Raw genomic sequence first — 20,671 nt, 5'->3', positions numbered from 1 at the left:
CTAATTCAACTAAATTCAACTGAACGTGAAAGTTGTTCAAATAAATTGTAACCATCCCAACGGCTAGAAAAATTGAGGGCGCGTCCTGCAGGTACAACCCTATCAATTCCTTGTATCGACGGATTTTGAGCAAACTTGATTAAGGCGTCTTGCTCAAGGCCCCAATAACTCAAGGTTTGTAATTTATTACTGCTCAATAAAGCAATATCTTCCAAGCTGTTGATTGGTAAAAGTAAAAAGTAACCTCCTCCCAAATGCCAATCTAGCCAATTTTCATCAAACTCGGTGACTGGAATAACGCCTATGGCACTTTGGATGATTGGAGCATCAGCTTTTGTAGTGCTTTTTAATAACTGACTAGTGACTAAGTGATCATTCAGACTATTAATCTTATGTCCACTTTGTTTTGCAACCTGATTTAACTGGCGGAATAATTCGAGCTGCAAAATAGAATCACCTAACCAATAAATCAACCTCGGTGAAGAACAAGCCAATTGGCCATGGGGCTGGGTATCTTGCCAAAGTGACTCGGCCAATTGAGGAATATTTTCAGTGGTTAATTGCTGCCCATTGATCACACAGGCTGAATACCTGTCAGCAAAACTAATATCTCGGCAACGGGGTTTGCATGGCAAGTTACGAATAGCATTCACACTGTCATCGCCACCCCAAATCACTCGAACGTCGCAGATAAGACTTAATTCAGCAGAGTACGCTGAGTGTTTATCATAATGCACAAAAAGATTGTGCTGGCCAATTTGCACAAACTCTGGTTTAGCAAAAAGAAGGTTGAGAATATTCAGCAAGCAATCTTTTATATCACTGCTTTTTGTTGCGACTCGGATAACGTTGTGATTGCCCATCAACAAAGAACAAATCCAGCTGTAAATGAACATGGTATCAACGTTTGAAGGGGTAAAATGCACTACCCAACCAAGAGGTTTTATCACCCCAGTAGGCGAAAGGCTTTGCATCTTTTTCAGGTTGGATTTTCGCAACCAAAACCCTAACGCCACCAGCTCAGGGTAGGTTTTCGCTTCGCTATTTTTTAATAACTCATTAGACAAAGATTCGATAAACGCTAAAACGTTTTCATCAAAACATCGAAAATAGGGAGTATTGTCGTTTATCACATCTAAACTGCCATTCACTGGAGCCAACATATTTAATGGCGACATCATAACTGCGCTCCATGTGTATCGCTGCACCCGCGCACTTCGGTTTTAGGCAAGCGGCCATTAATTGCAAAGTATTTCCCTTTAGCGCCGCAAGAACAGTTATCGACGCCCTTCAAAACACCGAGATCTTCGGTCAATAAACTGTGTCCTGGATAGCTACTTGGCAGTGCAGATAAGACTTGCACTAAACCTTGTTCGCCAATATTGCATTGTTTTAATGTAAAGGGATTGCGGATCAGCACATCGGCAAAGACAGGGGCATGTAAATGCCCTTTTTCACATTCCACAAAGATTGATCCGACCTGCTCCGCCATGCCGTAGAAATTGAAACAGCGTGAAATACCTGTAGTAGCGAGCAAGGTTTGTTTAAAAGTGTCATTATCAACTTGCTGATCAATCAGTTTTTTCCATCCACCGCTATGAATTAACACACCTTTGGGCAGAGAAACCCGTTTATCACTTTGTTGTAACGTTTTTAAAAAATAGAGCCACACCATAAAGGTAAAACCAAAAATCAATATCGGTTGCTGAGCGTATTTTTCACAAAATGCCTCAATCACTGGCCAGTTAGGCTGCATGTTTTCGTCTAACGCATAGGTATGATCACGGCCAAAAAATGCCAAACCTTGAATGCCCGCAGCTCGAGCGCTAAATTCCGGTTTTTTTAAAATATCGGGGGAATCAATTATCAGCATGGGCAAACGCTGTTTACCTATAGTCTGCTGGAGAATTTTCACTAGCACCTTACTTTGTCGAGCACTGGTTTGTTTATCTAAATAAATAGTCGCTGGGGTTTGACTCGTTGTGCCAGAGGATTGTAGGGTTTTAAAGACTTCTTTTTCGTTAATACTTTTTAAGTTCAAGTGTTTAAACAAACGCACCGCTAAATAAGGAAGTTCTTCAATACGTTTAGCATCAGCACTGTGCTGTTTAACAATGTTCCTGTATTCGTCGTTTTGTAATTGGTGAAGCTGATGCAATTGATTTAAAACCGGTAACAAAAGCGCTTCTTTTTTATCTTGTTCAAGGGAATATACACCGGCGCTTAGCAGGTCTTCGAACAACCTTAGGTACTCTACAAGGATTGGATTATCAGTATTTTTCATGAGGATTTTTGCAACCCCAATTTAAGCACTGCTTGATAATCTTTTTTACCATTTTCAGTCAGCGGCAAAACATCAAGGTGAATCACTTTTATAACACTCGGGTGTAGATCCAATAGTTGGCTTATCCGCCCTTTTACATCATTTGCAGATTGTTCAATACTCAAAGCGGTTGTGCCAATCACCAGATAATTATCGTTACCTGTAGTTAACCCTGTAATACCCAGTTCTAATAACTTTCTTTCAACTTCATCGAGATCAATTCGTAATCCAAATAATTTTAGAAAGCGGGATTTTCTGCCTGCAATAAAATAATCACCATCTTCATCAAAATACGCTAAATCGCCAGTGGCTAGCCATGCATTTTTAGATTGGCTTGAATCAGCGGATAATGCATTCAAATCGGTAATATTACACACATAACCAAGCATTACATTCGGTCCTGTGTAAAACAGTTCACCAACGCTATTGGCCTGCTCGATTATTTGATTTTGCTCATCGACTAATTTAAATCGTCCACCTGGAATAGCACAACCGATTGATTCAGGTTTTTGTAGGACCAGATCTGGATGTAAAAAAGCCATTCGAGGGCTTGCTTCTGTCTGACCATACATCACGAAAAACTGACTTTGATTGTTTTCAGCAAACTCACCTAAAGTTTTGACTGCATCAACATTAAGCTTGCCACCTGCTTGGGTAAAATAACGTAAATGAGGCAACTTTTTCTGATGGAAGCGCAATCTGAGAAGCATCTCATAAGTAAAAGGAACGCCCGCAAAACTGCTGATTTGATGCTCTTCAAATAACTGCCAATAATCACGACTAACTGGGCTTGCATCCGTAAAAACACAGCAAGCGCCCTTGTTTAAATGGGAATTGATGATAGACAAACCATAAGAATAGAAAAATGGCAGCGAACATAATGTTTTATCAGATGATTTTATCGGTAAATAGTCACAAATAGCATCAGCGTTAGATTGTAAATTATCCGCACTCAGTGCAACTTGTTTAGCCGTGCCGGTTGAACCAGAGGTGGACAATAGTAAGTTCGCCATACAATGGGTCAGCGAGGTTCTAGATTGATGATATTGAATAGTAGTTTGTTGCTTGGCTTCACAGCTTATGGTCACCGTTGGAGCAAACTGCTCATACAAATTCTGCAAATCTGAGGCTGCTGTATCTGGACTTAATAACATTGCACAATGGCCCTGTCTAAGCGCGCTTAAATAAGCCACTAAGGTAGACAAACCATTAAAGGCCATAATAAAAATCACACCTTTGCGGCGACCTAAATGTTGACTGAGGTCCCCTTCCAAACGTCTGCAAGCTTGTTCAAGCTGCGCATAGCTAAGTTGCTGCTCTCCTTCAATGGCAGCGATATTGTTAGCATGTTGGGAAAGTGCGTCATAAAACATGGTTTATAAGCTCAACCCACCATCAATACCGATAATTTGACCGGTAATAAATGAGGCATCATCTGACAATAAAAATCTAATTAATTTGGCCACATCTTCAGCTGAACCAGCTCGTTGCAATGAAGTAGCGGCAATTAACTCTTGGCGTTTTTGCCCTGCATAAGAAGCAGTCATGGCCGTATCAATAAACCCTGGAGCGACACCGTTCACACGAATACCTAAAGCCCCCAACTCTTTTGATAATGATTTGGTTAAACCTGATAATGCTGCTTTACTCATCGCGTAGGCTGCCTGCCCCGCGCTGCCGTTTTCACCGACGATTGAACAAAGGTTAACAATGCTTCCACTGCGATTCTTTGTCATCAGTCGCATCGCCAACTGGCTGTGGGTAAACGCTGAAACACTATTGACGGCAAATTGCGTTTGCAGCTCAGCTGACCGAGTTAGCATAAACCCACTATCCAACATACTTCCAGCGCAGTTCACTAAGCCGTGTAATTGCCCCGACTCTTTCATGATGCTTGAAAACCCTTGTTTAACGGCACTTTCATCGGTGACATCATAGGCGAGCACTTTGCTGTTAACTAACTGACTCGACAAGGCTTGCAGTTGTTCTTTATCACGCCCAGCCAGATACACAAATGCGCCTTGATTGGCGCATTCAATTGCAGTTGCCCGACCAATACCGCCGCTAGCCCCCGTAATCAATAGTGTTTTTTGATTAAGCATCAAACTCGATTTCATATTTAGCGAGAATTTCTTTTGCCTTAGCTACTGAACTCATATCTATTATATCGTCGGTATCCAACATTACGTTAAATTGGTTTTCCAATTCAGCAATTAAAATCATGTGGGCGGTGGAATCCCACTCTGGAATACTGTTATAGGCTAAGTCGTCACTCACCTTTTCCAAGGGTATAGCTAAACTGTCAGCAAATGCTTGTTTTACGAGTTGTTGGTTATTCATGTAAATTTCCTTTATGACTCCCTGTTCTTCCTAGGAGTACGAGAAAGTAAGGCTTTTAGTGTTTTGCTATCCCGTTGATAATCCTCGAAATTCAAACTAATTTCAATTAAATCACCTTGATTGACTATTTGATAACCTAATTTTAGATTGTAATTAAGCGCTGCCTGATTATCCGACTTTACTCTTGCTACTAGCTTTTTACACTTTAAGGATTCAAAACAATAATCATTAATTAATAACGTGGGAGAAAACGCGATTATGTTATTGCGATATTTTGCTGCGCCAATATACAATCCTGGCTCAATAGTGTGTGCCTGAGTAAGCGGTTTACCCAATACTCTCGATTTAATATTTAAACTACCTATGTCCTGATCTTTGTAGCCAATCATAAAATGCTGCTGGCTAGGGTCACGGCTCACTTTGCGGAACCAAGCAGATTGCTGTTCTTCGCTGATTTCTGCTTGGGAAATCATAAACTGACTAACCTCTGGGTCATTTCGCCAAGCTCGCAGTAGTGGCAGATCACTTTCCTGCACTTCACGTAAACTGACCTGATAACCTCTAAGCACCTGATTTTCGTCCATAATGATACTATTCTCCATCAAAACATAACTGCTTAACTTTTTCGATGATCCGTTGAGAACCGTTGGTGTCACTGCTTCCTAACGCCCTATTATGCATTTGAAGCAACCTATTATCATCAGACCATAAGACCAATAAACGCGCCGTAACGTCTTCAATAAGACCCAGCTTTTCGTTGTCACTTTGCATTTTGCTGAAATCCTCAGCAATACACCAACCTTGTTTTACAGCTGCTTGAGTAGCATTAAGCTGATTGTCAGCCACAGTGACTAAACAACTTGGTGTCGCAGTAGCATGTAATTCGAATTGACTGCCTCCGGCAGCGGAAATGGCCAAGCGTGTTTGCAAAAATGATTTAGCTATTTGCTGACAATCGTGTAAATGTTGAATGTCCAGCTCACTGACCTGAATACATTTATTGAGTTCTTGTAAATAAGGGTAAGCTGCGCCAGTAATCACTTTGAGCTTCCCATCAAAGCCTTTTTGTTCAATGCATTGCAACAAAGGCAGAGTCAAATTATTTGGGTCACTTCCGCCCATAATAATAGTGAAATATTCTCGCTGCTCAAATGTTTGTTGTTTGAACTCGCAAAATTCTTGGCGTAAAACCCGATAAGACTCACCTATGCACAAATGCGTGTTTGGCTGGTTGACGTCATATTTCAACTGATGTGCACTACCAGAACCATTGATGATGAGATCGGCATACAGGTTTCCTGAATTATTCATATCATCAAAGCATATTATTGGGTAATCTAATTGCGCTAACCGCTGGCGATACTGAGACGTAAAATGATAGCCATCAATCACGATTGCCACAACCGAATTGAGTCGGCAAAACTGAGCAATAAGGTCTATCTCTTGAGCATCCTCTGTGGTTTCGGGTATCACAATGGTTTGCCCTACCCAATCCTGACGAGCATTGCTAATTTTTGACGCTTCAGCGTTAAGCATAAATACAGGAGTGAGTTGATTTTTTGCTGCAGCTTGAGCCAACGCCAAACAACGCATCAAATGTCCTAAACCAGAGGACACCCCGGCATTCACTCTGAATAAAATATGCTTCATAAAGTAATTAGAAGGTTATTATGACGGTGTTCATTCAAATAAGTCCCAATCAAGGGCTGTGCCAGCAGGCAAGTTAGTTTTCGCCTTTTTACCCAACACACTATCCCAATGTTTTGGCGCAAGACCACTTGCAGGACGTACAATTCTTAGATTTTCACGGCTTAAAGTTTGGCCTTTTTTCACATCAACACTGACAAAAATAGAACGTCGATAATGCTTTGACTTTTCTTCTGCCGCACTTCCCCCATAGGTCACTTTACCCATAGCATCGAAGGCTCGCGCACTCTCCTCTACCAGCGATTTCAATTCCGCAGGCTCTAATGAAAATGCGGCATCTACCCCCCCGGCATTTCGATCGAGAACAAAATGTTTTTCAATCACAGTTGCACCTAGTGCGACTGCTGCCACCGAGACTCCGATACCAGCAGTGTGATCAGATAGGCCTACTTGTTGATTAAATGAACCTCGTAAGTGAGGAATAGTCACTAAGTTGGTATTGCTCGGTTGTGCTGGATAAGTGCTAGTGCATTTGAGCAGTATAATATCTTCGCATCCTGCTTTTTTAGCACAATCTACCGCTTGTTCTATTTCAGCTAAAGTTGCCATGCCCGTTGACATAATTAACGGTTTTCCAGTTGCCGCAGCTTTGCGTATCAACGGAATATCAGTTAATTCAAAAGAGGCAATTTTATAACAAGGGACGTCTAAGGTTTCCAAAAAATCCACCGCAGCCTCATCAAATGGCGAGCTAAAAGCTTCCATTCCAAGGGCTTTTGCACGCGCAAATAACCGACTATGCCACTCATAAGGTGTAGATGCTTTTGCATATAAACTATGTAGCGCTTCACCGTGCCATAAACTGTCTTTTTCTTGAATCACAAAATCAACCGAATCGACGTTTAATGTCATGCTATCGGCAGTGTAAGTTTGTAATTTTATTGCGTGAGCACCGGCCTTTGCGGCAGCTTCAACCATAGCAACGGCAAGTTCAAAATCTTGACTATGGTTACCGCTTAGTTCTGCAATAATGAAAGGCGGATGTGAAGGACCAATTAATCGCTCTCCAATGGCGATATCATGCATTTTCTTGGGCCTCAAATATTGACGTAATACTCTGCGCAAGTTCATTAGTCTGAGGAAACTCACTGTTTTGATCTGTTGCATAATCAGGCATCAAAATGCGAGGATCAAGTTGCCCTGGTATTAATAAAGTAGGTGTCTCAACACAACTGGCTAAAGAGAACATTGCATTAGGTAAGCAAACTAAAAGATCACTCGCTTTCAAGCCTTGTAGACGCAGCCCCAAAGTCTCTTGTTCGTCGTCTAGTATAACTAGGTATCCGTTATTTTTTAGTATTGTTTCCAGTTCATGTAATTGTGGGTAAGGATGCTGTATATCATTCAGTGCCAAATAGATAATGCGCTGACTAACATCTTGATATTTTTGAGCTGGTTTAACCTCAATATGCCAATCCATAGACATATTTTTAAAACCACAACAACGAGTCAGATAAAATTCAGGGTAGCCCCCATCAGGCAGATTATCACTTGTCCACCATTGACTATGCCAGCGGCTCATCCCCATAAACGTACTCTGCATGTACTCACCCGCGTTATTCACGTATTCAGGTTTCAAACTTTGATTTTGAATCTGTTCGAGAAGGCTTTGCAGAGGTATACTCAAATAATTACCCTGCACAGGTTCACCGGCATCTTTAAGAAATCGAGCCAAAATACAAGGCATGAATGCAGTATCTAAGTTTAGAATTTGTTCAAAGCCAAGCTCAATAATTTGCTCGGCTAAACCAATAAAAGCTTCTAAAGCATGCAGAATATTATCTGGCCAATGCTGGTCAGGTAAACTCAATATTTTCGCATTAGGGACAGCAAGTTGCAGTACATCTACACCACCGCCATGGGTCAAACAGTAGACTTCAGTATCTGGATTTTGCTGCTGAAGCTGACGAATAGTGGGTACAGCAATGCTAGCGACATCGCCCATTTCTAGCATACGGATTACTAAAACTTTACTCATGTTAAATTCCTTTGACGTAGGCTTGATACATCAATTCTGCACGTTGCCAATCTTCGGGGGTGTCAATGTCTTGAACCAAATGACGAGGAAGAACAATGGGCACACTGTGTTGCGAAAATATGCCTTTTTTAGACAAATAGTCATCGGTTCGGCCCCAATAAAATTGTCCAGCATCGTGATAAGCTTCTTCTAAATCTTGTGAACGCTTAAATATATCTTGCTTGAACATTGGTTCAACAATACCTTGTTGAACACTGATAGCTCTTTGAATAGGAAATGCAAAACTGGTGACTGCAAAAGAAAAAGATTTATCTTTATCTTGCTGCAAAGACACTAAACCTTTTTGCAAATACTCAGCTTGCAAAAAAGGCGCTGTAGCATAGATACAGCAACAAAATTCTGGTTTTTCAAAATTATCGATACAATATTGTATCCCATGATTAGTCACTGGACGCGTTCCAATGACATCATTGGATAAATTTTCTGGTCGCAGAAAAGGTACCTCTGCACCGTATTTTATCGCAATATCAGCCACTTCTTGAGAATCTGTAGATACCCAAATTTTATCAAACAAGTTTGCTTCCTGAGCTGCTTGAATAGAATAGGCAATAAGCGGCTTGCCCGCAAAATCACGAATATTTTTTGCCGGTATACGTTTACTTCCGCCTCGTGCGGGAATGATAGCTAGATTCAAGCTAATACCTCATTTAATGCTTGCACAACTCTGTCTTGATCATCGGCTGTCATGCTAGGAAATAAAGGTAAAGTTAACGCATTTTGATAATAAACTTCTGCATTAGGGAAATCCCCCTCAGAAAAACCAAGCTTTTGATAATAAGGCTGCAGATGTATTGGGATATAATGCACATTAACGCCGATTCCCCGTGCAATTAACCCATTATAAACTGCACTTCGGTCGTGCTGTTTAACTTCAATCATATAAACATGCCAGGCACCATAATCGGCATTATCCATGTCTGGTAATTTTAGTGGTAAATGTTTCAACAAGTCTTGATAACGATGGGCTAGATTCTGACGTTTTGTAATAAAACCGTCTAATTTTTTGAGTTGCGATAAGCCTAAAGCTGCGTGTAGATCACTCAAGCGGTAGTTATACCCGAGTTCTACTTGTTGATAATACCAAGGTCCATCAGATGGCCCTTGCATTTGTTTCGGATCCCGAGTTACCCCATGCTTAGCGAACAGTTTAGCGCGCTCATGCAATTCTTCATTATTTGTCAGCACAGCACCGCCTTCAGCGGTGGTAATAGATTTAACCGGATGGAAGCTCAAAACCGCCAAATCAGAGTATTGGCAACTGCCGATTTTGTAATTCTGATAACTTCCCCCCAAACCATGCGCCGCATCTTCAATAATCTGCACTTTGTATTGCCTACAAAGTTTTGCAATTTCTTGCATCGGGCCACTCGCGCCAGAAAAGTGTACGACGACAATAGCTTTGGGTAATCGATTAACGTTTGCAGCTTCTGCTAATTTGTTTTCAAGGGCTTCAACGCTGATGTTTCGCGTCGCACTATCAATGTCCACAAAATCAATTGATGCACCACAGTACAAAGCACAATTTGCACTGGCAACAAAGGAAATGGGAGAAGTCCAAACAACATCTCCTTTTCCAACGCCAAGCGCTAAACACGCCACATGCAGTCCAGATGTACCACTATTCACTGCAGTGGCATATTTGGCATTAGTATAATCGGTTAATGCTCGCTCGAATTTAGGAACAACACAGCCTTGGGTTAGGAATTGGTTTTGCAGGACATCAATTACAGCAGCAACATCGTCGTCATCAACAAAGTGCTTACCGTAAGGAATCAAATCATTTGGATTATTCAATATTGGGCCTTAATCTAAAGTTAACTTATCTAAGGCTTCAAGTTCTTTAACGGTTAAAAAGTGTGGGTTGGTACCAGAGTGATATTCAAATTTATCTTGTACTGGCTGCCCTTTTTCCCCCAATTTGTTTAACCGATAATCGACGGTTTTATCAAAAAACTTAATTGCAGGTGTAATCACATAATGATCGTCAAATTCAAGGGAATGATGGGCCATTTCTTCAGGCACCATAACTTCATGCAGCTTTTCTCCAGGCCGAATACCGATGGTTTCGTAATCACGACCTCCACTCATGGCTTCGACAAGATCCAAAATGCGAATCGAAGGGATCTTAGGCACAAAAATTTCGCCACCCTGCATACGCTGGAAGTTGGTAATAACAAACTGAACGCCTTCATCTAGGGTTATCCAAAATCGCGTCATTTCATCATGGGTTACTGGTAGCTTGGTTTTACCTTCGGCGAGCAACTTACGATAAAATGGAACGACCGAACCTCGGGAGCCCACAACATTACCGTAACGTACTACAGCAAATCGCGGCCCAGTTGCACCGGAGATATTATTTGCGGCAACAAATAATTTATCAGACGCTAACTTGGTGGCGCCATATAAGTTAACTGGATTGGCGGCTTTATCTGTAGACAAGGCAATAACTCGGCGAACATCAGTCTCAATGGCGGCATCAATTACATTTTGCGCACCATAAATATTGGTTTTGATACATTCATTGGGGTTATATTCTGCCGCAGGAACTTGTTTTAAAGCAGCAGCATGAATAACGTAATCCACATCTTTCATCGCTGATTTTAAGCGGTGCTTATCTCTTACGTCACCAATAAAATAGCGCATACAAGGAGCATCAAATTGCTGCTGCATTTCAAATTGCTTTAGTTCATCGCGGGAATAAATTATGATTTTTTTAGGCTTTTCGTTTTTCAATAGATGTGAAACAAAACGCTTTCCAAACGAACCTGTTCCACCGGTTATCAATATAATTTTATTTTCAAACATTTATCTTGTCTACCTAACACTGTTGAAACGCGAAAAGATGTAACTGCGTTTTTGCTTGTAATTTTATGTTGGTTTATATGTGTTTCTAGCTATATGTCTATTTAGTTTTTCAACCGCTAATAAACGCAGCAACGACTTAATTGATTTAAATGTAATCACTATTTGGTAGTTTGCAATTCAAATCCAATAAGTAACGTCAAACTTTTGAAACTATACCTCTATATAGTCATAACAAGCAATTTCCATTCCTATTGGTTTAAGTGACACAACCTAAACTCAGAGCTATCAATTATGAAAAATGATTATCTAATACTGCGTTCAAAAATCCAGTATAAGTAATATATTAGCTTATGAGAATTGCGGCATAACTAAAATGTTTCGGAGATTATTAATAACGAAAGGTTTTATAATTGACTAACTTTGCAGGCTGAATTTTTAACGCTATTTGGACAGTAAAGAACATTGATATTAGTGAATTATTTGTATTTGTTGACTATTTTCTTGCCTCTAATTAATCCACTTAATTGTGTTAAAGATTCTTTAAGTTGGCTTTCTACTATCGTTGAAAGCGTATTGTTAACTATTATTTCATGCTCAGCAAAAACTTTTTCATTGTCTCGCTCTAGGGATTTAAGGTGATTTGTGACCACAACATCGCGTTTTATAATTAGTTGCTTGAGCAACTCATTATCAAGTTCTTTAGCGTCTAAAACAGCTTCAATTTGGCCATTGATATCTTTAAGGTTATCTGGTGTAAATCGATGATTTAAGGTTAGTTTACTCACACGACTGCAGTACGTTTTTGCCTTTGCGCTTCATAAGCTTCTTGTTTCGCATCTTCGGGGATACTCGCCCAGGCATTCTTAATAGGTAACAACAGATTAATCACTTCATCCATGATCTTCAAGTCATTCTGAATATTAGCGTCAGTTACGCGCTGGATCATGTAGTCATACAAATTAAATAAATTCTGACTCACTTCACTGCCGATTTCTAAATCTAAGGTATCCCGAAGATTCATTAAAATAGCGGAGACTCGAGATAAGTGCTCTGACTTACCTTCAAAATCTCTGCGCTCAATGCAGCCCTTACCATAGGCCATGCGGTCTAAAGCGCCCTGCATCAACATCAGGGTAATTTTGTGAGGATCCGCAGATGCCACATCTTGTTTTAAATTGCCTTTTTTATAAGCATTGATGCCTTTAAGCGCCATAAATTACAACTCCTTATGCTTGACCTAGCGATGCCAATAACGCACTACCGGTTTGGTTCAGTTTAGTTACAGTTTGGTCAAGATTTAAATATTTATCACGTAAAATTTCTTCAAAGCCGAGCATGCGAAGCTCGAATTGTTCTCGCTCATCAGACAACAGATCTTTTTCATCTTTTGCTGAGCGCTCTCGAGTAGCTAACAGCCCACTAAAAGTAGTGTATTCTTTAGTATAGTCGTACAATCTAGCGGCTATACCATCCTCATCATCTGTAAATAGTGCTGCGATATCATCAAAATTATCTTCCAATGCTTCAGCCAGACGATCTTCACCGCTACCTAGTCCAAACTCATCATATGAACTAATTTCCAATTTACCTTCAGAATTAAGCTCTACTCCGATTGCGAATAAACCACCCAAAGCAGATGATTCCACACTAGAGCCGATAATACTCGTTAAGCCAGAAGTAATGCTTCGCGCCATAAAATCACCGGCCAACACGCCGTCGTCTTCTAGTTCAGAGGTACCATATTTGGTGAGCGTATCGATCTCTTTGGCAAGTGCATTAAAGTTATCGACAAAATCTCGAATTTTTTTATCTAAACCTTCAGTGTCGTAACCTATTTTTAGAGTGGAAGTCTGAAATTCCCCTAAAGAATCTTTAGTGGAGAGCGTTGATGCTTCAAACGAAACACTTGAAATAGTATTTTCAAATTCGTTAGTACTGGATTCCACCGCAATGCCGTCGATCGTCGCTTTCGCATTTTGTGCACTTACCACGGGCTCTAGATAGGTTGCAACTTCAGTAGAATCTGTGGTGGAAACTCTATCCAAATCGGCCAAATTATCATTATTGACAATGACTAAATCATTTCCTTCACCTGTAGTTGATGAAGTTAAAACCAGCTTAGCGCCACCAGATGCAGTACCAGTATCAATAATACTGGCGTTAATACCGAAATTATCATCTGAGCTATTGATTGCATTGGCAAGTTGTTGGAGGGTTTGACCCGCAGTAACATTAATATCGAAACTATCGCCGCTGCTATCAACTTTAAATGTAAGACTACCGCTACCTGAGGATAAAACAGAGTCGCTTTTGCTTGCAAAGCCGCCATCACTTGCATCCGCAGTTTCTAACCGGCTACCACTAGCTAATTGAGTAATAGCTACTTGATATTCGCCTTTAACAGCACTATTGGCAGCTTCAGCAGTAAAAGGCTCGATGCTATCATCTGGGTTGGTAATCTTAGGCTCACGCCCTTGCAAATTATTATCGCTGCGCAATTCATCTACGGTGTCTAAAAAGTCACTCATTTTGGATTTTAGCTGGCCAATACCAGAAATTTCCGCGTCTAAGGCCTCTTCTTTGTCGTCTAAACGAGTCTGTTTTGGTGCTCGCTCAGCCGCAATTAGCTGAGTGACTAAATCATCTAACGCCAGCCCAGAACCTACACCTAACGATTGAATAGTCATAACGAACCTCTTTTAAAAACTAAGCTTGTTTGTTTAATAATACCCCTACTGCGCTGCCAACGTCAGACTGGAGATCTTTGATTCTCTCAGACAAAGCAAGTACTTCTTCAGAGGGGATTTGTCTAATCACTTCCCCAGACTCTGAGTCGGTTACTTTAACCACTTGTCGTTCACTCTTTTCATCAACAGAAAACGACAGTTGACGATTAGTTGCCTGTAGAAAATCACTTATTTCACTAACCGCACTTTCAATGTTCAAAGAACTTTCATTGTTTGATGCGTTGTTATCGGCCTGCCTTTCTTTTTCTTGACCATTTTGCGCAGACTCGGCGACCGCTTTCTGTTCGTTTCTGAGTTGATTTTGTTCAGATACGTTTACAGAAACAGGTGTTGATACCTCTTGCTGTGCAAAATTCTGGCCATACTGTGAAAAATTGACATCCATCTTCCACCTCCACTTAAAAGCAATTTGCCACTAACTGTATAGAGTATAGTGGCATTATCATTGTTAGACTAACCTTAAAAAAGCTAATCAAATTATCCTAGCAAAGACAACGCCGACTGAGGTCGCTGATTTGCTTGGCTAAGCACAGACAAAGAGGCCTGTTGAACAATTTGATTACGGGTTAGTTCAGCTGTTTCCGTTGCAAAGTCTGTATCACGAATACGTGAACGTGCACCGGCAATGTTTTCTGAAATATTGCTAAGGTTACGAATGGTTGATTGGAAACGGTTTTGCAACGCACCTAAATCGGCTCGCACAGCACCCACTGTTGATATTGCATTATCAATCGAAGTTAGTGCACCAGATGCACCTGCGATAGTGGCAACTGAAAGAGAACCTATATTCAAACCAGAAGAACCGTAACCGCCAGAGCGAGATAAGTTCACGGATATAGTTTGTCCGCCATTTGCTCCAACTAAGAAAGCTGCCGAGAAAGATCCCTTCAAAATATCAACACCGGCGAATTGTGAATCGGTTGAGATACGTGAGATTTCCGTTTTCAATGCAGAAACTTCTTTTTGCAGTGCTAAACGGTCAGCAGATGTATTAATCCCGTTTTGAGATTGTACCGCCAGAGTACGAATACGTTGCAATGATGATGTAACCTCACCTAATGCACCTTCAGCTGTTTGTGCTAGTGAAATAGCATCGTTTGCATTACGTACCGCTTGGTTTAGACCTTGTACCTGAGTAGTAAGACGATCTGAGATTTGTAAACCGGCCGCATCATCTGCTGCTCGGTTGATACGAAAGCCTGACGACAATCTTTCAAATGATGTGCTAAGTGCCTGTCCTGAATCAAACAACTGGCGCTGCGCATTCAAAGACGACACATTGGTGTTTACATATAAACCCATATTTACCTCCTGAGAACTACCTATTAACTGATAAGGTAATTCGCCTCAATTTTGACTTCCAAGAAATAAATCTTGTAAGCCTCCTCTCTTTGTTTAAGAATCAGCACCTCTACCGATTCTCAACATAAAATTCTTTAAAAAGAATTCCCCTCAACTAATGTTATCGACCGCTACTTGAAGATCTTTAGTTTTTTTATTATTTTTTCGTTAAATGTAAATAATTGAAAAATAACAACTTTTATATAAAGATGAAAAATAATGAATATTTATTTTAAAAAGATAAGTGAATAGCAGGAGATAAAAAGGTGTTTAGGCTGGTTTTATGTAGGAAGCCCAATGTTTATTTTTCAACGCCCATTTAATTGGTTTGAACTAAATATTGCGCATTGAGTCAGAGTCACCTCAAGGAAGCAAAGTTAAATGCGATTTGGTTAACGTAGGTGACCGCCAACTGAGCAATATTACTTTGTTGTAATTTAAATGTGTTTGTTACTTTGAATATTTCACTTTTAGACTTGAGCGAGTTTTGGCACAGCGATTGCTAAGTTATGCAAGTATAAACGTGAGACAAAATAGAAAAGCCATTTTTTTGGCATAAGAATAAAAAAAGGCCAGATCAAATGACCTGGCCAACTTGCTCACGTTAGGAGTACGAGCAAATACTGTTTCTGTCCGGCTGGCAGGGTTAGAGAATGAATACTGGCCTCTCAACCAAACTTCTACACTCTCAGTCCTGTTAGTCGGCTTTTTATTTAGGTGGTGCCGACACCACCGCCATCCCTGGCCTATCTAGACACATTTCCAATGTGCCTCTGGGTTGGCCTCTCATTTCCTACCCTCAGAAATTTGATTATCTCTATATTACCCGAGCAACTGTGATGCAGCCTGAGGCCGTTGATTAGCCTGGGACAAAACAGTTAAATTGGCTTGCTGTAAAATTTGTGCGCGGGTAAGACTTGCCGTTTCTGTGGCAAAATCTGTATCTTGAATACGCGATCTTGCCGCTGATACGTTCTCAGATATATTACTTAAATTACGAATAGTGGATTGAAAGCGATTTTGAATCGCCCCTAAATCAGCCCGCTTAGCATCAATAATGGAAATCGCTTGGCTTACTCTGGTTAACGCCGCTGAAGCCTGAGCTTCTGTTGCAACCGAAAGATTAAATCCGGCAAATAAACCCGAAATACCATATCCACCCTCTCGGGATATATTGACACTAATCGTTTGACCAGCATTGGCCCCGACTAGAAATTTTGAAGAATAAAATCCATCGAGTAAGTTTACTCCGCCGAACTGACTGTAGCTGGCAATACGGCTTATTTCAGTTTTTAATGCCGACACTTCTTTTTGCAGGGCTAAGCGATCCGCTGAATTATTAATCCCATTTTGAGATTGTACGGCTAAAACTCTTATACGTTGAAGCGCTACCGTGCTTTCTGCTAACGCTCCTTCTGCAGTCTGGGCTAAGGAAATGCCATCATTTGCATTTCTCACCGCCATATCCAAGCCTAAAATTTGTGTGGTTAGACGATTAGATATTTGCAGACCGGCTGCATCATCTTTAGCGCCATTAATTCTAAAGCCAGACGATAAACGTTCAAAAGCGGTACTTAACTCATTATTGGTGGTAATTAATTGCCGCTTGGCATTAATTGATGAAATATTTGTATTCACAAACAATGTCATTATCCACACTCCTAAACTTTAACTAACTTACTGTTTATCAAAAGTTTTATAATAGAATAAGTGTAGGCAACTCAGTTAAATGTAAATTTGGCACACATAATGCTAAATCCATATTGTCAGTCATTACCATGGCTGACAGTTTTGCCAAACAATTACGTTTGACGAAGCTGTACAAAAAGCATGAGCGAAAGCTCAAGTCGACGGGCGGGATTGATGGCCTATACCTCAATACCCCTCACTACCTCCTGGCTTCTTTTCTGCCCAGTCGACTGCCCATTAAAAAAGCCTAAGGCTTTATTATGGAGTGAGAATTCGCCCGCGCCTTTGCATAGCGTGAGTTATCTAATTGTTCTAGTAAAACGTTCCTTCTTCGGTCGGTTGCAGCCTGCCCCCACAATTTGCAATCCGACCGTTTTCTTTTGTTCAATCAATCTTCAATGTTGCAGCCTGCCCCTTTTGCTTGCTCAGCATCATATTTCATGATTTTTCTCTACTTATATTATTGCAACAGTTGCAATGCAGCTTGAGGACGTTGATTCGCTTGTCCCAACACTGTAATACTGGCCTGTTGAATTATCTGCCAGCGGGTTAGTTCAGCGGTTTCAGCCGCAAAGTCTGTATCGCGGATACGAGATCTCGCCGCTGAAACATTTTCTGAAATGTTGCTTAAGTTTCTGATAGTTGATTGAAATCTATTTTGAATCGCACCTAAATCAGCGCGTTTAGCATCGATAATAGAAATTGCACCTAATACAGCCGTCATAGCACGAGACGCATCGGCCTCAGTAGCAACAGATATTAAATTTGCTTCAATACTCTGAGAACCGAATAAGCCGGAAGTCCCGTATCCACCTGCTCTAGAGATATTGACACTGATAGTTTGACCTGGATTAGCACCCACCAAAAAGGCGGACGAATAGGCACCACCAAGAATATTAACGCCACCGAATTGCGAAGTTGCGGCAATTCGACTTATTTCTTGTTTTAAAGCATCTACTTCTTTTTGTAGTGCTAATCGATCTGCCGATCCATTAATACCATTTTGAGATTGCACCGCTAATACACGTATGCGTTGCAATGCAGATGTAGTTTCGGCCAATGCACCTTCTGCAGTTTGCGCAAGCGAAATACCATCATTTGCATTTCTTACAGCCATATTAAGGCCCAGAATTTGCGTGGTAAGTCGATTGGAGATTTGCAGTCCGGCGGCATCATCTTTCGCATTGTTTATGCGCAAACCTGAAGATAAGCGTTCAAACGCTGTACTTAAATTATTGTTCGACGTGAATAGCTGACGACTCGCATTCAACGACGACACATTTGTGTTGACGTATAAAGACATTTTTTTCTCCTAACGATTTAAGCAATCCGCCAAACCTATTATTATTATTAGTGGTTTTTGCGGTGATTCTAAGTGCGCTATTATTAGTTTTATTACGTCACTTATTTAGGCGTGTACTTATTATTTTTTTATTTTGTACATCGCTCTTGGAATCTTTATCGAACAGGATCGAAAAATCCTTTAGCATAAATTTAAGCTAAATTATTATCCCTATTAATATCAATTAGTTAGGTTGAGAAAAAAGCCGACTAAATTAGTCGGCGAAGCGCTCTCACGTTAGGAGGGAAAGAGCGCACTCTCTACGTTATGGGCCATTAAAAGCAGAATCACTACCCCCTGGCTTTAATTTCCCAATCGTATTCTATTAACCTAGAAGCTGAAGCGCTGATTGTGGACGCTGATTAGCCTGAGACAAAACAGTTAAACTTGCCTGTTGGATAATCTGATTACGTGTCAATTCAGCAGTTTCTGTAGCAAAATCTGTATCACGAATACGTGAACGAGCTCCAGCAACATTTTCAGATATATTACTTAAGTTTCTGATAGTTGATTGGAAACGGTTTTGCAGAGCACCTAAATCGGCACGTACAGCTCCTACAGTTGAAATTGCAGCAGTAATCTCTGTTAACGCTGCAGATGCAGATTCAATACTCGCAACTGACGTAGCAGCGATACCTAGGCCAGAAGCCCCAAAACCACTAGTTCTAGACAAATTAACAGAAATAGTTTGACCACCGTTTGCACCCACTAGGAATGCAGCTGAAAATGCCCCATCAAGGATGTCGACACCGGCAAACTGTGAAGTTTGAGCAATACGTGAAATTTCAGTTTTAAGTGCTGAAACTTCTTTTTGTAGTGCTAAACGGTCAGCAGAGGTATTAATACCATTTTGTGATTGGACTGCAAGAGTACGGATACGTTGAAGTGAGTTTGTAACTTCTCCTAACGCGCCCTCAGCAGTTTGTGCTAAAGAAATCGCATCATTGGCATTTCTTACAGCTTGGTTAAGACCTTGAACCTGGGTGGTTAAACGGTCGGTAATTTGCAAACCAGCAGCATCATCCGCTGCACGGTTTATACGGAAACCAGAAGACAAACGCTCAAAAGACGTGCCTAAACGGTTAGATGAATCAAATAATTGACGTTGCGCATTCAAAGACGAAACGTTGGTGTTAACGTATAATCCCATGGGATATCTCCTACACTCTCAGTCCAGCGTTTCGCTGGCAACCGATAAAAATCGGTGGTTAAAAAACACATTCAAGAACATCAATCTTAGTCAAAACTAGATCGGTGTTACTGGCTCTCTCAGATAGGGTATCGACGGGTTAAAAAATCCCTTTAACTAAATTTTGCCGTTTTTTATAAAAACGGCAAAAAATTTCCGCTTTGCAAATTGTAATTAATTGAGATTCAATAGCTTTTTAGATAAAAATAAATTTTAAAAATGATGATTAATTGGACTAATTCGATTTGGAAAACATCTAAACACAGCGCTTTTACCGATCTTTGTGAGTTTGCTGACAAACTATTTGTTAGTTTTAGAGAAGCGTCAGATCACATGAGTCAAGATGGTGACATACGCATCGTTACTTGCGACCTATTTGGTAAAAAAATTAACAGCACCACCCTTAAAATGGCAAATTGTGATTTGCGAGATCCTAAGTTAACGGTCATGCCCGATGGCAAATTACTGATGACTGCCTACGCTCGTTGTTATGATGAAACTGGCAAGTGGCGGCATAGTCGTTCGTTGTGTTGGTTTTCCCAAGATGGATTAAGTTGGTCGAGTCAACATTGGTTTGCAGAAAAAAATTGGTGGGTTTGGCGAATACGCTGGCAAGGAGAACAAGCCTATGGATTTGCTTACAAACGTGCTCAACAACAACTGAACCTATATAAAGGTAATCCATTACGCACCTTTGATTGTGTAAAACCTAATGTGCTTAGTCTAGCCAGTCACGGACTTGGTTATCCTAATGAAAGTGATTTGTGTTTTATGAAAAATGGCGATGCTTATGCCGTGGTTCGCAGAGATGCTGACTCGTTTACTGCGCAATGTGGCTTTTCAAAACCTCCCTATAACCGTTGGCAGTGGTTTGATTTGCAACAATATATTGGTGCTCCTGTTATCATTTCACATGGTCCGGAAAATATATTGATTTGTGGTAGGGCTTGGTTGAATGGAAAATTTAAAACTGCGCTTTGGCAAATGAACATTGAAACTAATAAGTTGATCCTAAAGGTTGTTCTACCCTCAGGTGGCGACTGCAGTTATGCGGGCATGGTGCGCTATAATGAAAAAATATACGTTAGCTATTATTCAAGTCATATCGACAATCAAAGTCACATCTATTTAGCGCAGCTAAACCTTTGAT

At 40.6% G+C, this 20,671-nt stretch carries 21 protein-coding genes; 1 reads left to right on the top strand and 20 read right to left on the bottom strand.

What is annotated here, in order from left to right:
• Positions 1–5 precede the first annotated feature (5 nt).
• The 20 genes from Q4567_RS01370 to Q4567_RS01275 form a co-directional block, all read right to left on the bottom strand.
• Complete coding sequence (locus Q4567_RS01370) at positions 6–1,181, bottom strand: acyl-CoA reductase (RefSeq protein WP_303499059.1); 1,176 nt, start codon at positions 1,179–1,181, stop codon at positions 6–8.
• A complete protein-coding gene (locus tag Q4567_RS01365) occupies positions 1,178–2,284 on the bottom strand; it encodes an acyl-protein synthetase (RefSeq protein ID WP_303499058.1) in 1,107 nt (368 codons plus the stop codon). Before Q4567_RS01365 ends, Q4567_RS01370 begins: the two co-directional genes overlap by 4 nt.
• Positions 2,281–3,696, bottom strand: coding sequence for an AMP-binding protein (locus Q4567_RS01360; protein ID WP_303499057.1), 1,416 nt, complete (start codon positions 3,694–3,696; stop codon positions 2,281–2,283). Before Q4567_RS01360 ends, Q4567_RS01365 begins: the two co-directional genes overlap by 4 nt.
• Before the next feature lie 3 nt (positions 3,697–3,699).
• A complete protein-coding gene (locus tag Q4567_RS01355) occupies positions 3,700–4,440 on the bottom strand; it encodes an SDR family NAD(P)-dependent oxidoreductase (protein WP_303499056.1) in 741 nt (246 codons plus the stop codon).
• Complete coding sequence (locus Q4567_RS01350) at positions 4,418–4,663, bottom strand: acyl carrier protein (protein WP_216048262.1); 246 nt, start codon at positions 4,661–4,663, stop codon at positions 4,418–4,420. Before Q4567_RS01350 ends, Q4567_RS01355 begins: the two co-directional genes overlap by 23 nt.
• 11 nt (positions 4,664–4,674) lie before the next feature.
• A complete protein-coding gene (locus tag Q4567_RS01345) occupies positions 4,675–5,247 on the bottom strand; it encodes a GNAT family N-acetyltransferase (RefSeq protein ID WP_303499055.1) in 573 nt (190 codons plus the stop codon).
• A gap of 7 nt (positions 5,248–5,254) precedes the next feature.
• Positions 5,255–6,313, bottom strand: coding sequence for a UDP-2,4-diacetamido-2,4,6-trideoxy-beta-L-altropyranose hydrolase (gene pseG / locus Q4567_RS01340; protein WP_216048260.1), 1,059 nt, complete (start codon positions 6,311–6,313; stop codon positions 5,255–5,257).
• A 30-nt stretch (positions 6,314–6,343) separates the two neighbouring features.
• The gene (pseI, locus tag Q4567_RS01335; protein ID WP_216048259.1) at positions 6,344–7,396 is read right to left on the bottom strand and encodes a pseudaminic acid synthase; all 1,053 of its coding nucleotides are present in this window, start codon (positions 7,394–7,396) and stop codon (positions 6,344–6,346) included.
• Positions 7,389–8,348: a glycosyltransferase family 9 protein gene (locus Q4567_RS01330; RefSeq protein ID WP_303499054.1), complete on the bottom strand. Its 960-nt coding sequence runs from the start codon at positions 8,346–8,348 to the stop codon at positions 7,389–7,391. The genes pseI and Q4567_RS01330 overlap by 8 nt, the downstream gene beginning before the upstream one ends.
• A 1-nt stretch (position 8,349) precedes the next feature.
• Positions 8,350–9,042 (bottom strand): pseudaminic acid cytidylyltransferase, encoded by a 693-nt coding sequence (gene pseF / locus Q4567_RS01325; protein WP_216048257.1) that lies wholly within the window; start codon positions 9,040–9,042, stop codon positions 8,350–8,352.
• Positions 9,039–10,184: a UDP-4-amino-4,6-dideoxy-N-acetyl-beta-L-altrosamine transaminase gene (gene pseC / locus Q4567_RS01320; RefSeq protein WP_303499142.1), complete on the bottom strand. Its 1,146-nt coding sequence runs from the start codon at positions 10,182–10,184 to the stop codon at positions 9,039–9,041. Before pseC ends, pseF begins: the two co-directional genes overlap by 4 nt.
• 27 nt (positions 10,185–10,211) lie before the next feature.
• Positions 10,212–11,213 (bottom strand): UDP-N-acetylglucosamine 4,6-dehydratase (inverting), encoded by a 1,002-nt coding sequence (pseB, locus tag Q4567_RS01315; protein ID WP_216048256.1) that lies wholly within the window; start codon positions 11,211–11,213, stop codon positions 10,212–10,214.
• A 476-nt stretch (positions 11,214–11,689) separates the two neighbouring features.
• Entirely contained in the window at positions 11,690–11,998 is a 309-nt protein-coding gene (locus Q4567_RS01310; protein ID WP_216048255.1) for a hypothetical protein, read from the bottom strand.
• The gene (fliS, locus tag Q4567_RS01305) at positions 11,995–12,426 is read right to left on the bottom strand and encodes a flagellar export chaperone FliS (protein WP_216048254.1); all 432 of its coding nucleotides are present in this window, start codon (positions 12,424–12,426) and stop codon (positions 11,995–11,997) included. The genes Q4567_RS01310 and fliS overlap by 4 nt, the downstream gene beginning before the upstream one ends.
• A 13-nt stretch (positions 12,427–12,439) precedes the next feature.
• Positions 12,440–13,900, bottom strand: coding sequence for a flagellar filament capping protein FliD (gene fliD, locus Q4567_RS01300; protein ID WP_216048253.1), 1,461 nt, complete (start codon positions 13,898–13,900; stop codon positions 12,440–12,442).
• A 19-nt stretch (positions 13,901–13,919) separates the two neighbouring features.
• Complete coding sequence (locus tag Q4567_RS01295; RefSeq protein WP_303499052.1) at positions 13,920–14,345, bottom strand: flagellar protein FlaG; 426 nt, start codon at positions 14,343–14,345, stop codon at positions 13,920–13,922.
• A gap of 92 nt (positions 14,346–14,437) precedes the next feature.
• Positions 14,438–15,262, bottom strand: a complete 825-nt coding sequence (locus Q4567_RS01290; protein ID WP_216048251.1) for a flagellin — start codon at positions 15,260–15,262, stop codon at positions 14,438–14,440.
• Between the two features lie 861 nt (positions 15,263–16,123).
• Entirely contained in the window at positions 16,124–16,951 is an 828-nt protein-coding gene (locus Q4567_RS01285; protein WP_303499051.1) for a flagellin, read from the bottom strand.
• A gap of 499 nt (positions 16,952–17,450) precedes the next feature.
• Positions 17,451–18,293 (bottom strand): flagellin, encoded by an 843-nt coding sequence (locus tag Q4567_RS01280; RefSeq protein WP_216048249.1) that lies wholly within the window; start codon positions 18,291–18,293, stop codon positions 17,451–17,453.
• 364 nt (positions 18,294–18,657) lie between these two features.
• A complete protein-coding gene (locus Q4567_RS01275; protein WP_216048248.1) occupies positions 18,658–19,482 on the bottom strand; it encodes a flagellin in 825 nt (274 codons plus the stop codon).
• Positions 19,483–19,740: 258 nt separating this feature from the next.
• Here Q4567_RS01275 and Q4567_RS01270 point away from each other — a divergent pair, with 258 nt between their 5' ends.
• Positions 19,741–20,670 carry a hypothetical protein gene (locus Q4567_RS01270; protein WP_303499050.1) on the top strand — a complete coding sequence of 310 codons (930 nt, stop codon included), beginning with the start codon at positions 19,741–19,743 and terminating at the stop codon, positions 20,668–20,670.
• The last annotated feature ends 1 nt before the right edge of the window (position 20,671 follow it).

It is taken from the genome of Aliiglaciecola sp. 2_MG-2023, from assembly GCF_030548145.1.
Lineage (GTDB): Bacteria > Pseudomonadota > Gammaproteobacteria > Enterobacterales > Alteromonadaceae > Aliiglaciecola > Aliiglaciecola lipolytica_A.
The sequence above is the reverse complement of the archived record's forward strand: the minus strand, read 5'-3'. Positions and strand labels throughout refer to the sequence as shown.

What these genes read in the sequence shown, in the direction of transcription:
- Q4567_RS01330 (WP_303499054.1), bottom strand. Translation starts at nt 8,348, where the DNA reads ATGAGTAAAGTTTTAGTAATCCGTATGCTAGAAATGGGCGATGTCGCT.
- fliD (WP_216048253.1), bottom strand. Translation starts at nt 13,900, where the DNA reads ATGACTATTCAATCGTTAGGTGTAGGTTCTGGGCTGGCGTTAGATGAT.
- Q4567_RS01345 (WP_303499055.1), bottom strand. Translation starts at nt 5,247, where the DNA reads ATGGACGAAAATCAGGTGCTTAGAGGTTATCAGGTCAGTTTACGTGAA.
- Q4567_RS01365 (WP_303499058.1), bottom strand. Translation starts at nt 2,284, where the DNA reads ATGAAAAATACTGATAATCCAATCCTTGTAGAGTACCTAAGGTTGTTC.
- pseG (WP_216048260.1), bottom strand. Translation starts at nt 6,313, where the DNA reads ATGAAGCATATTTTATTCAGAGTGAATGCCGGGGTGTCCTCTGGTTTA.
- Q4567_RS01275 (WP_216048248.1), bottom strand. Translation starts at nt 19,482, where the DNA reads ATGGGATTATACGTTAACACCAACGTTTCGTCTTTGAATGCGCAACGT.
- Q4567_RS01360 (WP_303499057.1), bottom strand. Translation starts at nt 3,696, where the DNA reads ATGTTTTATGACGCACTTTCCCAACATGCTAACAATATCGCTGCCATT.
- Q4567_RS01285 (WP_303499051.1), bottom strand. Translation starts at nt 16,951, where the DNA reads ATGACATTGTTTGTGAATACAAATATTTCATCAATTAATGCCAAGCGG.
- pseB (WP_216048256.1), bottom strand. Translation starts at nt 11,213, where the DNA reads ATGTTTGAAAATAAAATTATATTGATAACCGGTGGAACAGGTTCGTTT.
- Q4567_RS01295 (WP_303499052.1), bottom strand. Translation starts at nt 14,345, where the DNA reads ATGGATGTCAATTTTTCACAGTATGGCCAGAATTTTGCACAGCAAGAG.
- Q4567_RS01350 (WP_216048262.1), bottom strand. Translation starts at nt 4,663, where the DNA reads ATGAATAACCAACAACTCGTAAAACAAGCATTTGCTGACAGTTTAGCT.
- Q4567_RS01355 (WP_303499056.1), bottom strand. Translation starts at nt 4,440, where the DNA reads ATGAAATCGAGTTTGATGCTTAATCAAAAAACACTATTGATTACGGGG.
- pseI (WP_216048259.1), bottom strand. Translation starts at nt 7,396, where the DNA reads ATGCATGATATCGCCATTGGAGAGCGATTAATTGGTCCTTCACATCCG.
- fliS (WP_216048254.1), bottom strand. Translation starts at nt 12,426, where the DNA reads ATGGCGCTTAAAGGCATCAATGCTTATAAAAAAGGCAATTTAAAACAA.
- Q4567_RS01280 (WP_216048249.1), bottom strand. Translation starts at nt 18,293, where the DNA reads ATGTCTTTATACGTCAACACAAATGTGTCGTCGTTGAATGCGAGTCGT.
- Q4567_RS01270 (WP_303499050.1), top strand. Translation starts at nt 19,741, where the DNA reads ATGATGATTAATTGGACTAATTCGATTTGGAAAACATCTAAACACAGC.
- Q4567_RS01290 (WP_216048251.1), bottom strand. Translation starts at nt 15,262, where the DNA reads ATGGGTTTATATGTAAACACCAATGTGTCGTCTTTGAATGCGCAGCGC.
- Q4567_RS01370 (WP_303499059.1), bottom strand. Translation starts at nt 1,181, where the DNA reads ATGATGTCGCCATTAAATATGTTGGCTCCAGTGAATGGCAGTTTAGAT.